This window comes from Acuticoccus sp. I52.16.1, from assembly GCF_022865125.1.
Classification (GTDB): Bacteria; Pseudomonadota; Alphaproteobacteria; order Rhizobiales; family Amorphaceae; genus Acuticoccus.
On record NZ_CP094828.1, the window covers coordinates 2,324,000 to 2,338,797 of the forward strand.

The 14,798-nt window shown below is 68.9% G+C and carries 17 protein-coding genes and 2 pseudogenes; 16 read left to right on the forward strand and 3 right to left on the reverse strand.

Annotation, left to right across the window (positions count from 1 at the left end):
- Positions 1-92: 92 nt before the first annotated feature.
- The 3 genes from MRB58_RS10530 to MRB58_RS10540 are packed head-to-tail and all read left to right on the forward strand — an operon-like array spanning position 93 to position 2,822.
- Positions 93-563 (forward strand): TRAP transporter small permease, encoded by a 471-nt coding sequence (locus MRB58_RS10530; protein WP_244781664.1) that lies wholly within the window; start codon positions 93-95, stop codon positions 561-563.
- Complete coding sequence (locus tag MRB58_RS10535; protein ID WP_244781665.1) at positions 560-1,849, forward strand: TRAP transporter large permease; 1,290 nt, start codon at positions 560-562, stop codon at positions 1,847-1,849. The genes MRB58_RS10530 and MRB58_RS10535 overlap by 4 nt, the downstream gene beginning before the upstream one ends.
- Before the next feature lie 22 nt (positions 1,850-1,871).
- On the forward strand, positions 1,872-2,822 hold the full coding sequence (locus tag MRB58_RS10540) for an NAD(P)-dependent oxidoreductase (RefSeq protein WP_244781666.1): 951 nt from the start codon (positions 1,872-1,874) through the stop codon (positions 2,820-2,822).
- An 85-nt stretch (positions 2,823-2,907) separates the two neighbouring features.
- Here MRB58_RS10540 and MRB58_RS10545 read toward each other — a convergent pair whose 3' ends face one another.
- Positions 2,908-3,711: an SDR family oxidoreductase gene (locus MRB58_RS10545; protein ID WP_244781667.1), complete on the reverse strand. Its 804-nt coding sequence runs from the start codon at positions 3,709-3,711 to the stop codon at positions 2,908-2,910.
- Positions 3,712-3,855: 144 nt separating this feature from the next.
- Here MRB58_RS10545 and MRB58_RS10550 point away from each other — a divergent pair, with 144 nt between their 5' ends.
- The 3 genes and pseudogenes from MRB58_RS10550 to MRB58_RS10555 all read left to right on the forward strand — a co-directional run bounded on the left by MRB58_RS10550 (position 3,856) and on the right by MRB58_RS10555 (position 4,932).
- On the forward strand, positions 3,856-4,203 hold the full coding sequence (locus MRB58_RS10550; RefSeq protein WP_244781958.1) for a carboxymuconolactone decarboxylase family protein: 348 nt from the start codon (positions 3,856-3,858) through the stop codon (positions 4,201-4,203).
- Positions 4,200-4,478: pseudogene (locus tag MRB58_RS24945) on the forward strand (glycine betaine ABC transporter substrate-binding protein); the annotation flags it as partial. The gene MRB58_RS10550 and the pseudogene MRB58_RS24945, both read left to right, overlap by 4 nt.
- Positions 4,402-4,932: a glycine betaine ABC transporter substrate-binding protein gene (locus tag MRB58_RS10555; RefSeq protein ID WP_371747290.1), complete on the forward strand. Its 531-nt coding sequence runs from the start codon at positions 4,402-4,404 to the stop codon at positions 4,930-4,932. The pseudogene MRB58_RS24945 and the gene MRB58_RS10555, both read left to right, overlap by 77 nt.
- A gap of 79 nt (positions 4,933-5,011) precedes the next feature.
- Here MRB58_RS10555 and MRB58_RS10560 read toward each other — a convergent pair whose 3' ends face one another.
- The gene (locus MRB58_RS10560; RefSeq protein WP_244781668.1) at positions 5,012-6,028 is read right to left on the reverse strand and encodes a zinc-binding alcohol dehydrogenase family protein; all 1,017 of its coding nucleotides are present in this window, start codon (positions 6,026-6,028) and stop codon (positions 5,012-5,014) included.
- A 101-nt stretch (positions 6,029-6,129) separates the two neighbouring features.
- Between MRB58_RS10560 and MRB58_RS10565 the strand changes: the two genes are divergently transcribed.
- The 10 genes from MRB58_RS10565 (at position 6,130) to MRB58_RS10610 (ending at position 13,905) form a co-directional block, all read left to right on the forward strand.
- Positions 6,130-6,510, forward strand: coding sequence for a helix-turn-helix domain-containing protein (locus MRB58_RS10565; protein ID WP_244781669.1), 381 nt, complete (start codon positions 6,130-6,132; stop codon positions 6,508-6,510).
- Between the two features lie 243 nt (positions 6,511-6,753).
- Entirely contained in the window at positions 6,754-7,698 is a 945-nt protein-coding gene (locus MRB58_RS10570; RefSeq protein WP_244781670.1) for a GlxA family transcriptional regulator, read from the forward strand.
- Positions 7,699-7,786: 88 nt separating this feature from the next.
- The gene (locus MRB58_RS10575) at positions 7,787-8,236 is read left to right on the forward strand and encodes a (2Fe-2S)-binding protein (protein ID WP_244781671.1); all 450 of its coding nucleotides are present in this window, start codon (positions 7,787-7,789) and stop codon (positions 8,234-8,236) included.
- Positions 8,237-8,244: 8 nt separating this feature from the next.
- Entirely contained in the window at positions 8,245-10,467 is a 2,223-nt protein-coding gene (locus MRB58_RS10580) for a molybdopterin cofactor-binding domain-containing protein (RefSeq protein ID WP_244781672.1), read from the forward strand.
- A 69-nt stretch (positions 10,468-10,536) separates the two neighbouring features.
- The gene (locus MRB58_RS10585) at positions 10,537-10,920 is read left to right on the forward strand and encodes a cytochrome c family protein (RefSeq protein WP_244781673.1); all 384 of its coding nucleotides are present in this window, start codon (positions 10,537-10,539) and stop codon (positions 10,918-10,920) included.
- Positions 10,921-10,934: 14 nt separating this feature from the next.
- The gene (locus MRB58_RS10590; RefSeq protein WP_244781674.1) at positions 10,935-11,888 is read left to right on the forward strand and encodes an MBL fold metallo-hydrolase; all 954 of its coding nucleotides are present in this window, start codon (positions 10,935-10,937) and stop codon (positions 11,886-11,888) included.
- An 18-nt stretch (positions 11,889-11,906) separates the two neighbouring features.
- Positions 11,907-12,248 (forward strand): SH3-like domain-containing protein, encoded by a 342-nt coding sequence (locus tag MRB58_RS10595; RefSeq protein ID WP_244781675.1) that lies wholly within the window; start codon positions 11,907-11,909, stop codon positions 12,246-12,248.
- Positions 12,249-12,250: 2 nt separating this feature from the next.
- Positions 12,251-12,901, forward strand: coding sequence for a nitrile hydratase subunit alpha (gene nthA, locus MRB58_RS10600; RefSeq protein WP_244781676.1), 651 nt, complete (start codon positions 12,251-12,253; stop codon positions 12,899-12,901).
- Positions 12,898-13,236 (forward strand): SH3-like domain-containing protein, encoded by a 339-nt coding sequence (locus MRB58_RS10605; RefSeq protein ID WP_244781677.1) that lies wholly within the window; start codon positions 12,898-12,900, stop codon positions 13,234-13,236. The genes nthA and MRB58_RS10605 overlap by 4 nt, the downstream gene beginning before the upstream one ends.
- Before the next feature lie 252 nt (positions 13,237-13,488).
- Positions 13,489-13,905: a DUF302 domain-containing protein gene (locus MRB58_RS10610; RefSeq protein WP_244781678.1), complete on the forward strand. Its 417-nt coding sequence runs from the start codon at positions 13,489-13,491 to the stop codon at positions 13,903-13,905.
- A gap of 229 nt (positions 13,906-14,134) precedes the next feature.
- Here MRB58_RS10610 and MRB58_RS10615 read toward each other — a convergent pair.
- Positions 14,135-14,782: pseudogene (locus MRB58_RS10615) on the reverse strand (IS3 family transposase); the annotation flags it as partial.
- Positions 14,783-14,798 lie beyond the last annotated feature (16 nt).

Genomic DNA, 14,798 nt, shown 5'->3' on the forward strand with positions numbered 1-14,798 from the left:
CCAGCGCGAACATCGGGGCCGGCCTCGGCCGGCCCCTTTCGCCGTCACCTCGCGACCCGCCACCGCGGGCGGGCTCGCCGCATCGGGGTCATATGCAAGCCTTCTGGAAAACCATCGAAATCCTCACCGTCGCGACGTTTCTCGGCGCTCTCTTCGTGATGTTCCTGCAGGTCGCGGCGCGTTATGCGATCGGCACCGCCGTACCGTGGACGGACGAGACGTCGCGCTGCCTGTTCATCGCCTCGATCTTCATCGGCGCGGCGTTGTGCCAGCGCCGGTCCGAGCACACCCGCATCACGGTGCTGCTCGATCACCTCTCGCCGTCGGCGCGGCGCGCATGCGAATTCGCCGCGAACGTCTTGTCCGCGATCATCGCCGCGGCGCTCGCCTACGGCGCGCTCGACCAGGTGCTCAATGGCCGCAACCAGATGCTGGCGACGCTGCCGATCTCGTTTTCCTGGCTCTACGCCATCCAGGGCCTCAGCCTCTCGCTGATGCTCCTTCTCCTGCTGCGCAGCCTGTGGACCGGCATCGGGCCCAACCGGGGACGCCACGCCGAATGATCATCTTCGCCGCCCTGTTCGGGACGCTGCTCGTCCTCCTGTTTCTCGGCGTCTCGGTCGGCCTCTCGCTGATCGGCGCGTCGCTCGCGGTCCTCGCCTACGCCCGCGGGCTCGGCGAGATCCCGTTCGAGATGCTCGCCCAGCGCACGCTCTACGGCGTCAACAGCTTCACCCTTCTCGCGATCCCGGCCTTCCTCCTCATCGGCCGGCTGATGAACGACTCGGGGATCGCCGATCGCGTCTTCAACATCGCGCGGGCCATCGTCGGTCCGGTGCGCGGCGGCCTCGGCCACGTCAACGTGCTCTCCAGCATGCTCTTCGCCGGGATGTCGGGATCGGCGGTGGCCGACGCGGGCGGTCTCGGTCCCGTGCAGATGAAGGCGATGGAGAAGGACGGTTACGTCCGCGGCTTCGCCGCCGCCGTCACGGTCAGCTCGTCGACCATCGGCCCGATCATCCCGCCGAGCATCGCCGCGGTGATCTACGGCGCCATCGCCAACGTCTCGATCGCGGCGGTGTTCATCGGTTCGATCCTGCCGGGGATCCTGATGGGGGTCAGCCTGATGGTGCTCGTCGCGATCATCTCGCACCGGCGCAAATATCCGGTCGGGCCGCGGGTCGATCTGCGCACCTTCGCCACCGCGATCGGCCGCGGGATCCTGCCGATCCTGACACCGGTGATCATCATCGCCGGCATCCTGTCGGGCCTGTTCACGCCGACCGAGGCGTCGGCGGTGGCGCTCGTTTACTGCATGGCGGTGGCCTTCCTCGTCTACCGGACGATCACGCTGCGGCAGTTCTGGGTGATCTGCCTCGAGACGGCGAAGGATACCGCGACACTCCTCCTCATCATCGCCGGATCGGCGCTCTACGCCTGGGTGTTGGCCCGCTATCAGGTGAACACGCAGATCGTCGACTTCCTGTCGAACAACATCGGCAACAAGTATCTGCTGCTCATCCTCCTCAACGTGTTCCTGCTCGTCGTCGGCTGCTTCATCGACGCGGTGCCCGCGCTGTTCATGCTGACGCCGCTGCTTGTGCCGCTCATCGCCAAGTTCGGCATCGACCCCGTCCATTTCGGCGTGGTGATGATCATCAACCTGATGATCGGCCTGATCACGCCGCCGGTCGGCACGGTGCTTTTCACGGTGCAGAAGGTCGCCGACATCCCGTTCGGCGTGCTCGTCAAAGAGGTGGCGCCATTCTACATCCCGCTCTTCGTCGTCCTCCTCCTCGTGACCTTCGTGCCGTGGCTGGTCCTCGGCCTGCCGGGACTTCTGCTTTGACCATCCAGAAACGGATCAAACCATGACTACGCTCGTCTTCGGTGCCCTCGGTCATGTCGGATCGTGGGTGGCCCACGACCTCGTGGCGCGCGGCGACGACGTCGCGATCTTCGACGCCGGCGCCGGCCGGTTCGACAGTCTCGGGATCGACTATCTCGAGCCCTACCGCGACCGCTTCGCCCTCGAGGAGGTCGACGTCCTCGACACCCACACCCTGTTCGAGCGCATGCGCGCCTATGACGGCCGGATCGACGCCGTGATCTTCGGCGTCGCGGTGATCGCCGGGCCGAACTTCGCGCGCCGGCCGTTCCGCCACATCGAGATCAATACGATGGGGATGCTCAACGTCATCGAGGCATGCCGCATCCTCGGCGTGCCGAAGTTCATCAACCTCTCCTCGGGCGCAGTCTACGGCAATCATCCGGGCGGCCAGACCGAAGAGACGCCGTACATGGCGACCGATCTCTACTGCGCCACGAAGATCGCCAACGAAGTGCTGGCGCTCCAATACGGCGCGACCTACGGGATCGACGTGCGCAACGCGCGCCTTTTTGCCGTCTACGGGCCCGGCAAGCTGCCGTCGCGCATGCACGTCCTCTACCAGGCGCTGTTCGGGCCGCTCGAGGGGATCGACGGCGTGTCGACGCCGGCCGGCGGCGACCAGATGATGGACTGGACCCATGTGCGCGACACCGCGGCCGGGATCGTCCGTGTCCTCGACACCCCCGGCATCGCGGGTCAGTCCTTCAACATCTCCAACGGCAACGCAGTGACGCATCGTGACATCGTCGCGGCGGTGCAGGACGTCGTCGGCCGCGACACCCGCGTCACGATGGGGCCGGGCAAGTTCCTCGACCGCGGCGCGCCGCTTGACATTTCGCGCGCCCGCGAGACGCTCGGCTTCACGCCGAAATTCGCCGATATCCGCGACGGCGTCATCGACTACAAGGACTGGCTCGACCGCGCTCGCTGAGCGCGGCTGGCGTGGCGCGGCGCTGCTCCTGCGGTTGCGGCCGGGGCGCCTTGGCTGGCCTCACCGGCCTGGATCCGCCTGTCGACTACACCGCCTCGGCCAGCCGATAGCGAGGCGCCGGACGGTCGTGCGACAGGTTCGGCTCCAGCGCAGCCCGGGCCGCGAGAAAGGCGTTCCAGTCTGCAAGATCGGGGAGGGAGGGGATCGTCACCGTCTCGCCCGCCTCGAAGCCGGCGAGCGCGGCCTCGACGAGGAGGCCGGGGGCCATCTTCATCACGTCGGGAACGGCGGACACGTCGGCCCCGGCGCGGTCGAACAGCTCGGTCTTCGTGAAGCCCGGCAGGACGGCCTGCAGGCGGACCCCGCTCCCCGCCACTTCGCCCTGCAGCGCCTCGGTCAGCGCCAGCACGTACGCCTTACCGGCGACGTAGACCGCGTGGAACCGCTGCGGCGCCATCACCACCGCCGAAGAGATGTTCGTGATGCCGCCCCGCCCGCGCGCGGCGAAGGCCGCGGCCGCGGCCAGCGTCAGCTCCTGCAGGGCGACGACGTTGACCGCCATCAGCGGCGCGTACCTGCGCGTCTCGCCCCCGAGTACGGGCCCGGCGACCCACAGGCCGGCGCAGTTGACCACACGGTCGAGCCGCGGGTCCGAGCTGATCCGCCCCGCGACACGGGCGACATCGCCGGCATCGGTGAGGTCCGCGCGGCAGACCTCGACGGCGACGGCGTGGTCGTCCCGCAGTCCGGCTGCCAGGGCGTCGAGCCGCTCGGCGTCGCGCGAAACGATGACGAGGTCGTGCCCCCGTCGCGCGAGTTCCTGGGCGAACGCCTTGCCGATGCCGGATGATGCGCCCGTCACGAGCGCGGTGCCTGTGTTCGTGGTCATGGTCGCTCCTTGAGGCCCGGACCGTCCGGGAAAACCATGACCGGACGCTACACGGCCTGGGAGGCTGCGATTACTATATCTATGGATGGATCATCACGCCGCGGATCTTCGTCTATCCATCGGGCAGAAGGAGATCCCGTCATGATGCTTGATTGGAATACTTACCGTGACGAACTCAAGGCCGGCGTTGGTGCCTTGGGTCGGCTGAGCCCGGAGACCGTTCGGGGCTATGTCGGCCTATCCTCCGCCGGCGCGAAGAAGGACGTCCTCGGCGCCAAGACGCGCGAGCTGATCGCTCTGGCGGTCGCCGTCGCCCAGCGCTGTGACGGTTGCATTACGATCCACACCGAGCAGGCGCTGAAAAACGGCGCGAGCGAGGACGAGATCGCCGAGGCGCTCGGGGTCGCGGTCGCGCTCGGTGCCGGCGCCTCGCTCGTCTACTCGACGCGCGTGATGGACGCCGTCGCCGCCTACCACACGATCGAGGCATGAGCGGCCGGCCGATCCGCGTCGGCCACATCGACCTTTCCTTCCACGACGCGTCGTCCCGCGCGGTCGAGGCCATCCTTGTGGAGGTGGGTCATGCGGTCGAACGCTCCGCCGCGCCGCACGAGGAGATGTTCGCCCGGCTCGGACGCGGCGAGGTGGACGTTCTCGTCTCGGCCTGGCTGCCGGCGAGTCACGGCGCCTATCTCGCCCCTTTCGAGGCGGACGTGCGCAAGCTCGGCATTCTCTACGAGCCCTACTGCTTCTGGGGCGCGCCGCACTACGTGCCGGACGCGATCGAGCGTCGCCGACCTCGTCGGTCCTATGGCGCTCCGGCGGATGGAGCGGCTCATCCAGGGGATCAATCCCGGCGCCGGCATCAGTCGTTTTTCGAAGGCGATCCTATCCGCCTACGAACTCGATGCGGTCGGTTACCACTTCGAAACAGGCACCGAGGCGGACTGCTTCGGCCGCTACGAGCGGGCGGTCGCCGAGCGTCGCTGGGTGGTGGTCCCCTTGTGGCACCCACAGTGGCTGAACCACCGCTACCGGATCCGCGAACTCGAGGAGCCGCGCGGCCTCCTCGGCGGCAACGATGCGGCAACGCTCATCGTTCGCAAGGACGCCGAGGCGCTGATCGGAGAGGCGACCCTTTCCCGCCTGTCCCACCTGACCCTCGGCAACGGACACGTCAGCGCGCTCGACGACGCGCTCCGACGAGCGCGACCCTCATGACGCGGCGCCGGGCCCACAGGCGCCTCGCTCGGGGCCGCACCGAGCGAGGCCGCAGGCGTCGCCGGCGCGGGGGTGCGCCTCAGTCCCACCCCTCCAGTACGATCTTGCCCTTCGCGCGGTGGCTCTCCAGCAGAGCGTGGGCGCGCTTCAGGTTGGCCGCGTTGATCGCGCCGTAGCTCTCGCCGAGCGTCGTCTTCAGCGTGCCGTCGTCGATCAGGCGGGAGACCTCGTTCAGGAGCTCGCCCTGCTTCTCGATGTCGGCGGTGCCGAACATCGAGCGGGTGAACATGAACTCCCAGTGCGTCGACACGCTCTTCCGCTTGAAGGGCGAGACGTCGAGCGTCTCCGGGTCGTCGATCAGCGCGAACCGGCCCTGCGGGGCGATCAGCTTGGCCACCTCGGGGAGGTGCTCGTCGGTGTGGGTCGTGGAGAACACGAAGGCGGGCGCGCCGATGCCGAGCGCCTCGACCTGCGCGGCCAGCGGCTGCGTATGGTCGATGACGTGGGTGGCGCCGAGGCCCTTCGCCCATGCCGTCGTCTCGCCGCGCGAGGCGGTGGTGACGACGGTGAGATCGGTCAGCTTCGCGGCGAGCTGCGTCGCCATGGAGCCGACACCGCCCGCCCCGCCGATGATCAGGATCGCGCGCGCCGCGCCGGGCACCGGCCGGCGCACGTCGAGCCGGTCGAACAGCGCCTCCCAGGCGGTGATGGTCGTGAGCGGCAGGGCGGCCGCTTCGGGGGCCGAAAGGCTCGCCGGCTTCGTGCCGACGATGCGTTCGTCGACGAGATGATACTCGGCGTTCGTGCCCGGGCGGCCGATCGCCCCGGCGTAGAACACCAGGTCTCCGGGGGCGTAGAGGGTCGCCTCGCGGCCGACGGCCTCGACCACGCCGACCGCATCCCAGCCGAGCACCCTCCAATCGCCCGCAGCGGGCGCGGCCTGCATGCGAACCTTCGTGTCCACCGGGTTCACCGAAACGGCCTGCACGGCGACGAGCAGGTCGCGGCCCACCGGCGTCGGCCGGGGGAGCGTGATGTCCTGGAGGGAGCGGTCGTCCTCGATCGGCAGGGACGTCTGATAGCCGACAGCGCGCATAAGGGTCTCCATTGCGGATTGCTGCCAGCCGAAGTGACGATTACTTCTCAATTCACCAAGAACGCACATTTCTAACCCATAGTGTCGAAAAGGATACCGGGATGGCGAAGGCTCGGCACGAGCGGTTCGATTGCTCGCCTGGATGCGCCGTCGAGGCGGCGCTGCAATTCATCGACGGGAAGTGGAAGGGGGTGATCCTCTACCACCTCCTCGCCGGGACGATGCGGTTCAACGAGATCCGCAGGGCGATCCCCAGCGTCACTCAGCGCATGCTGACGAACCAGCTTCGCGAGCTGGAAGCGGACGAGCTGATCACCCGCACCGTCTATGCCGAGGTCCCGCCGAAGGTGGAGTACGGCCTCACCGAACGCGGCCGGACGCTCGAGCCGGTCCTGTCGGCGCTGAGAGCCTGGGGTGTCGATCATTCCGGCGTAGCCCTGAGCACGGACGAGACCGGTGCGAGCACCGCGAAGGTCGCGTGACCGCGTAAGCGGAGCCGCGCGGACGCAAGGCACGCGGGCGGGGTCGGTGTGCGTGATCATCGGTATGTCCGGGCTGCGGATACGGGAAGCTTAGTCGACCCCTGCCTGCGGGCCGAAGGTCGTTTGCACCGCGTTTCCGGACATCGGCTGTCCGCAATATCGATCTGATTTATACTTGGAGATAAGAAGTCGAAGCCGGGAAAATCGGCTTTACTCGCGACATCGCCAACGGACGAGGTTGCCATGATTACCGTGGGTCTCATCGCCGTCCCCCCGATGCAGCTCATGTCGCTCGCCGCGATGACCGTCCTGCAAACGGCCAACTCCCTGGCCGACGACCCGGCCTATCGCATCGAGCTGGTGTCCGAGGCCGGCGGGCTCGTCGTGACCTCGGTCGGCTTCGGGGTCGACACGAGGCCCATCGGAGACGCTCGCTTCGACACCGTACTGGTCAGCGCGTTCGCCGGCACGCAGGCCCCCTCGCCCTCTCTGGCCGCGTCCGTCGGGCGGCTGGCCGCCGATGCGCGGCGGGTGGGGTCCTTCTGCACCGGAGCGTTCGTACTCGCCGAAGCGGGGCTCCTCGACGGGCGTCGCGCGACGACGCACTGGCGCCAACTCTCCAGGCTGGAGCGGGCCTTTCCCCGTGTCCGCCTGTTGCGAGATCGGCTCTACGTCAACGACGGGAAGTTTTGGACCGCCGCCGGGATGACCGCCGGGATCGACATGATGCTCGCCTTCGTCGAGGCCGATCTCGGCGAGGAGGCGGCGCGGGCGATCGCCGAGCGCATGATCATGGAGCGGCGGCGGCCGGGCGGCGGAATGCAGGTGTCCAGCCTCCTGACGCTCAACCCCAAGACGGATCGGATCGAAGCCGTTCTGACCTTCGCCAAGAAGAACCTCAAAACGCGGCTGACCGTGTCGCAGCTTGCCGACGTCGCGCATCTGTCGCCCCGCCAGTTCAGCCGGTCCTTTCACGCAGCGACCGGCCAGTCCCCCGCCAAGGTGGTCGAGCGGCTGCGGGTGGAGGCGGCGCATGCGATGATCGTCGCCTCGCGTCACTCGCTCGACACCATCGCCGCCGAGACCGGCTTTGCCGATCGCGAGCGCATGCGCCGGGCGTTCCTGCGCGTCCACGGCCGACCCCCACAGGATCTCAGGCGCACCGCACGCGAACTCGCAGCCGCCTGACCCCCACCCCACGACATCGACCGGCCCCCGGACCGGCGCCGCGCGCGCCGAGGGGAGCCCTCTGCCCAACCATTGGAGGCAATCCGCCATGTTCACCCTGACCATCAACGGCGAGGCGCGCGACGTCGACGCCGACGAGGGCACGCCGCTCCTCTTCGTCCTGCGCGACACGCTCGGGATGACCGGAACCAAGTATGGCTGCGGCATCGCCCAGTGCGGCGCCTGCACGGTGCTCCTGGACGGGTCGGCGATGCGCTCTTGCCAGCTCCCGGTGGAGAGTGTCGGCACGTCGGAGGTCACGACGATCGAGGCCGTCGAGGCGGACGACGTCGGCAAGCGCGTCGTCGCGGCGTGGATCGAGGGGCAGGTGCCCCAGTGCGGCTACTGCCAGTCCGGGCAGGTGATGGCCGCGACCGCGTTGCTGAAAGAGACGCCCGAGCCCGGCGACGACGACATCCTCTACGGCATGTCCAACATCTGCCGCTGCGGGACCTACAACGCCATCGCCGCCGCCGTGCGGCAGGCCGCCAAGGCGTGAGGGGCGCCATGATCCTCGCCCCCGCGTCCGCCCTCGAACTTGCGACTGGCGGCCTCTCCCGCCGCGCCTTCATTCTCCGCTCCGGCGCCTTCGTGCTCGGCGCAGCGCTCCCCACCCGTGTCCTCGCCGACGTGGCAGGCGCAGGTGAGGGCGCGGCCGCCATCGCCCCGGCGCCCGGCACCCGCGTCGCCGCCTTCATCGAAATCGGCGCCGACAATTCGGTGCGCTTCCTGTCTCCGTTCGTGGAGGGCGGGCAGGGCATCGCCACCGGCATGGCCCAGACGGTGGGCGAGGAGCTCGACGTCGACCCCGCCCGCATCGCCGTGGAGTGCGCCCCGCCCGGGCCCGACTACATGGTGGTGAACGGCATGCGCCTCACCGGCGGCAGCTTCTCCACCCGTTCGTCGTTCCCGATCGTGCGCCGCCTCGGGGCCACCGCGCGCGACATGCTGGTGCGCGCCGCCGCCGCCCGGCTCGAGGTCGACGCGGGCAGCCTCACCACGCACGACGGTACGGTCGTCCACGCCCCGTCCGGCCGCACGCTCAGCTACGGCGTCCTCGCCGAAGAGGCATTGGCGTTGACCCCGCGCGAGGACGTGGCCCTGCGCGATCCGGCGACCTTCCGCTGGATCGGCAAGCCGGTCGGCCGGATCGACGTCGCCGACAAGTCGCGCGGCCTGGCGAAGTACACGATCGACCTCGCCGTGGACGGCATGCTGTTCGCCGCCGTCGTTCACGCCCCGCACTATCGGACAGAGCCGAAATCCCTCGCCAAAGAGGCGGACGTGAAGGCGATGCCCGGCGTCCACTCGGTCCATACGCTGCCCGGCGCGGTGGCGGTGACGGCGGACTCGTGGTGGCGTGCCCGCAAGGCGGTCGAGGCGCTCGACGTCACCTGGACCGCTCCCGAGCCGACCGGCATCGCCACCGTCGCGGCGGACTTTTCCTCGGACGGAATGCTCGCCGCGTTGCGGGGATCCACCGAGGAAGGCGTCTCCGTGGAGGCGGAGGGCGACACCGACGCCGCCTTTGCCGCCGCGGCGACGACCATCGAAGCCGAGTACCACGCGCCGTACCTCAACCACGCTCAGCTCGAGCCGCCGTCCGCCATCGCCCGTTTCAACGAGGACGGCACGCTGGAGGTGTGGCTTCCCAACCAGATGCCCGAGGCGTTCCAGAAGCTGTGTGCGGACGCGGGCGGGGTCGAGCCGGACAAGGTGCGCATTCACTCGCCCATCCTCGGCGGCTTCTTCGGCCGGCATTTCACCTACGGGACCGGCAATCCATTCCCGCAGGCGATCGCGCTCGCGAAGGCGACGGGCCGGCCGGTCAAACTCGTCTGGTCGCGGGAGGAGGAGTTCAGGATGGACGCCATGCGCCCGCTCTCCTTCACTCGGCTGAAGGCCGCGATCGGCGCGGACGGCATGCCCACGGCGATCACCACCCGCACGGTCGGCGAAGGACCGCTGGGGCGCTACTTCGGTCTTACCCCCGACTCGTCGGCGGTGGAGGGCATTACCGAGAAGTCCTACGCCGTCCCGAACCGTTCGATGGAATACGTGAAGCTTCCGCATCCGGTGAACATCGCCTTCTGGCGCTCCGTCGGCCACTCCATGAACGACTTCTTCTACGAGGGCTTTCTCGACGAAATCGCCGAGGCGGGCGGCAGAGACCCGTTCGAATTGCGCAAGGCGTTGCTGGCGCACTCCCCCCGTCACCTGACGTTGCTGGACGAGGTCGCGAACATCTCCGGCGGCTGGAAGCGCGGGCCCTACGAGGTGGACGGCAACCGGCGCGCGCGCGGTCTCGCCATGGCCTCGCCGTTCGGCTCGGAGACCGCGACCATCGCCGAGGTGTCGCTCGAGGACGGCAGCGTGAAGGTCCACCACGTCTGGGTCGCGTTCGATCCGGGGAGCGTGGTGAACCCCGCCATCGTCAAGGCGCAGGTCGAATCGGCCGTCGCGCTGGGCCTCTCGGAGACGCTCGTCGAGCAGGCGGTCTACGAGAACGGCCTCCGGCGCGACGCCAACTACGACACGTATCAGGTGCTGCGGCGCGAGATGATGCCGCAGGTCACCGTCTCCATCGTCGAGAGCGGCGCGCCGATGGGCGGCGTCGGCGAGCCTGGGCTGCCCGGCGTACCGGGCGCGGTGGTCAACGCCGTCGCGGCGCTGACCGGCGTCCGGGCGCGCAGCCTGCCGCTCGCCAACACGCAGCTTTCGGGCGCATAAGGGAACAGACTCATGACGAATGAACGGAACGGCGCGCGGCGGCGGTCGCGCGAAGGATGGCGTGCGGCCGTGTGTCTGGCTCCGGTCTTGGCGACGGTCCTCTCGGCCGGGGCGGCACATGCCGACGGCGATCCTGCCGCGGGCAAGCGCGTCTTCGCTCGCTGCCAGAGCTGCCACCAGGTCGGCGAGAAGGCCCGCAACCTCGTCGGCCCGGAGCTGAACGGCGTCATCGGCCGCACCAGCGGGACGGTCGCCGGTTATGCCTATTCGCCGGCCCTCAAGGATGCGGCGATCACATGGGACCATGACACGATCGCAGCGTTCGTGGCGAAACCACAGGCCGTCGCGAAGGGCACGCGGATGCCGCCGGCCCCGCCGCTGAAGCCGGCCGACGTCGACAACCTCATCGCCTACCTCGCGACGTTCGCCGCCGACGGCGGCGCGGCGCAGTGACAGGAGAACCCGTCATGCACCACCATCTCACGCGGCGCGGCTTCTGCCTGTGCTGCACGGCCGCCGCCGTCGCCGGCCGCGGCTGGCTTTCCCCGGCTGAGGCGTGGGCCGAAGCGGCGAGCATCGTCGATAGGATGCGCGCCGCCGCCGCGGACGCCGAGATCACCGTCCATCGCCTCCGCGGCAACGTGGCGGTGCTGGAAGGCTCCGGCGGGAACATCGCGGTGCTTACCGGGGCGGACGGCAAGGTCTTTGTCGACGCGGGCATTACCGCCACGCGGCCGCGCATTCAGGCGGCGGCGGACGGGCTCGGGCCGGAGCCCATCACCCACCTCGTCAACACCCATTGGCACTTCGATCATGCCGACGGCAACGAGTGGCTCGCCGGAGAGGGCGCGGCGATCCTCGCCCACGCCAACACGGCGAAACACCTCGCCTCGGCCCAGCGGGTGGAGGACTGGAACTTCGACTTCCCGCCCGCCCCGCCGGCCGCGATCCCTTCGGAAACCTTCACCGGCGACACCTCCCGCGCCCTGAACGGCACCATCCTGGCGCTGACGTCCTACGCCCCGGCGCACACCGACAGCGACATCGCCGTGCGCTTCGTGGAGCCGGACATCCTCCACACCGGCGACACCTACTGGAACGGCATCTACCCGTTCATCGACTATTCCACCGGCGGCAGCATCGACGGAATGATCGCCGCCGCCGATGCCAACCTCGCCACCACGAGCGAGGCGACCATCGTCATCCCCGGCCACGGCAACCCGGTGTCGAACCGCGCCGAGCTCGCCGTCTTCCGCGAGATGCTGGTCGCCACCCGCGAGGCTGTCGCGGCGCTGAAGGCCGAGGGCCGCTCTCTCGCCGAGACCATCGCGGCGCGGCCGACCGCCCCCTTCGACGCGAAGTGGGGCCAGTTCGTCATCACCCCCGACTTCTTCACGCGCCTTGTCTTCGAGGGCGTCTGAGCCATGGAGGAACCCGCCATGTCCGTCACTTCAGCCGCCGGGACGTTCGAGGGCGTCGTCTGGGCGCTGAATGAAGCCCCGGCGTTCGCGCCAGGCGAGGCGGTGCGCATCCTGACGCGCACGCCCATCGGCCACTACCGCGTGCCGACGTACCTGCGCGGCAAGTCCGGCACTGTCGAATCGGTGATCGAGCCGGCCGGGCTCGACAACGAGCAGGAGGGGTTCGGCCGCAACGCCGGATCCAAGCGCCACTACTACCGCATCGCCATCCCGCTTACCGAGATCTGGCCCGACTATGTCGGCTCGCCGCGCGACGGGCTCCGGATCGAAATCTTCGAGACATGGTTGGAAAGGATCTGAGGATGTCCGCCCACGAACATACCCACGAGCACGAACACGATCATCCGCACGCCGAGATTACCGCCGAGGCGGCCGGATACTACGAGATCATGGAAACCGCCGTGCGCGAGCTCCTGGCCGAGAAGGGGCTGATCGGCCCGGCCGAGATCCGCCGGCAGATCGAGGTGCTGGATTCCCGCACCCCCGCGCTCGGCGCCAAGGTGGTGGCGCGGGCCTGGGTCGATCCCGGCTTCCGCGCGCGGCTCATCGCCGACGGTCGGGCCGGGTGCGAGGAGCTCGGCATCTCCTTCTACGACGACACGCAGCTCATCGTGCTGGAGAACACGCAAGAGGTCCACAACCTCATCGTCTGCACCCTGTGTTCCTGCTATCCGCGCCCGGTGCTGGGCCTGCCGCCGGACTGGTACAAGGAAAAGCCCTACCGCGCCCGTGCCGTGATCGAGCCACGCGCCGTGCTCGCCGAGTTCGGCACCACCATACCGGACGATGTGGAGATCCGCGTGTCGGATTCCACCGCCATGGTCCGCTACCTCGTCCTGCCCCGCCGGCCGGACGGCACCGAGGGGTGGAGCGAAGAGGCGCTCGCCGCTCTCGTCACCCGTGACGCGATGATCGGCGTCGTTCCCGCCACCCTCCCGGAGACTGTGCAATGACCGATAGCGCTCATCTTATCGCCAAGCTCCCCAACGACATCGGCGGCGCCGAGGCCGGGCCGATCGTCATGGCGGAGCACACGCTGCTGCCATGGGAGAAGCGCTGCCACGCGCTCGCCGACGTGCTCGACTTCAAGAAGATCATCAACACCGAGGAGAAACGCCGCGGCGTCGAGGCCCTCGGCGCGACGGTGATCGGCAACCTCTCCTACTACGAGCGCTGGATCGTCGCCTTCGGCAACATCCTGTTCCAGAAGGGCATCCTTACGCCGGAGGAACTCGCCCGCAAGATGGACGAGGTGGAGGCGCGGCACGCTCGCGCGGGCGGGGCGTGACACCGGCCTGCTTCTTCGAGGATGACCCCCGCCTCGCACTCTCTGGCGCCGCGCGGAGGGCGAGGCTATCGGCACGGCGCGCCCGCCGGCGGCGGCCGTCCGGGGCGGCCTCGCCGCCGAGCGGAGCAGGGCGGACCCGACGCTGGGGGCGCTGCTCTTCGCGGCGTCCATCTCCGGCGTCGAAGCGCTCGGCGGATGCGTCGCGCTCGGCATCCTGGCGTTCGTGGGCATTCGCGACGCGGAAATGCGGCCATGACGCTCATGGTGCGCGCGAGCGCGTTTGGCCCGCAGGAGACCCTTCTGCGACTTCTCGCGGCGATCGAGGCGCGCGGGATGACCGTGTTCGCCCGCTTCGACCATGCGGCAGCGGCTCGCGCTGTGGGGCTGTCCCTTCGCCCGACCGAGGTGGTGGTGTTCGGCGATCCACGCGCCGGAACGCCGCTGATGCAGGCGTCACCAACCCTGGCCCTGGAGCTTCCGCTGCGCGTTCTCGTTGTCGAGCGGGACGACGGGACGACGGCGCTCGTTGCCGAGGAGCCTGCCCTCGCTGCGGCCCGGTACGACGCGCCGGCGACCGTCGCCCCCATGACGGTGCGGATGCACGCGGTGCTCGAGGCCGTCATGGCGGACGCGGCTGCCGGCGCAGCCCTCGGTGGCGATCAAAAGTAAAATCGAGATTTTGTTCTTGGGTCGCGATCACAAAGCTTTTCGAGATGATTGCGAGAATGGACACGCTTCCGCATTCCGGGTCCCCGCAGGCCGATCACGCGACGACGATCCGTTGCGTCACTGCCCGCGCCGTTTCCGTCCCGCTGCGGCGGTCGGTGATCGCCGACATTGGACGGTTCGACGAATCGCCCCTGGTCGTCGTCGATCCTGCCCCGAAAAGTGGACGGGGTTATGCCGCCATTCGCTCGGCCTCGGCTGGTGATCGATAGCCGAGCGCGGAGTGAAGGCGGTGGGTATTATAGAAGCCTTCGATGTACCCGGACAGATCACGACGAGCAGCATCACGTGTCGGGTAGATCTGGTGGTGGACGCGCTCGACTTTGAGCGTGTGGAAGAAGCTCTCCATCGGCGCGTGGTCGAGGCCGTTGCCCCTGCGGCTAATGGACGGGGCTATACCCGCTGCGGCAAGGACCTGGCGGTAGGCCTCGGCAGCGTATTGGACACCGCGGTCGCTGTGATGAATGAGGCCGGCCGGCGGGCGTTGCCGTTCGATCGCCATCCTGAGCGCGTCGATGGCGATGTCCGCGTGCAGTGTCTGGCGCATTGCCCAGCCGACCACCTTGCGGGTCGCCATGTCGATGATGGCGGCGAGGAAGAGCCAGCCTTCGCCCGTCGGGACATAGGTCAGATCGGCGAGCCACACCTGGTTCGGCCGAGCCGCCACGAAGCGCCGTCCGACCCGGCTCGGTGCGATTGGGAAGGCATGTCGGCTGTCCGTGGTGTGCACCCGGCGGGGCGAGGCAGCCCTTCCTCTGAGCCCGGCCCGCCGCATGAGCCGTGCGACGCGATGGCGCCCGACCCCGCGTCCCCTAGAGCGGTTCGCGCTCGGAATG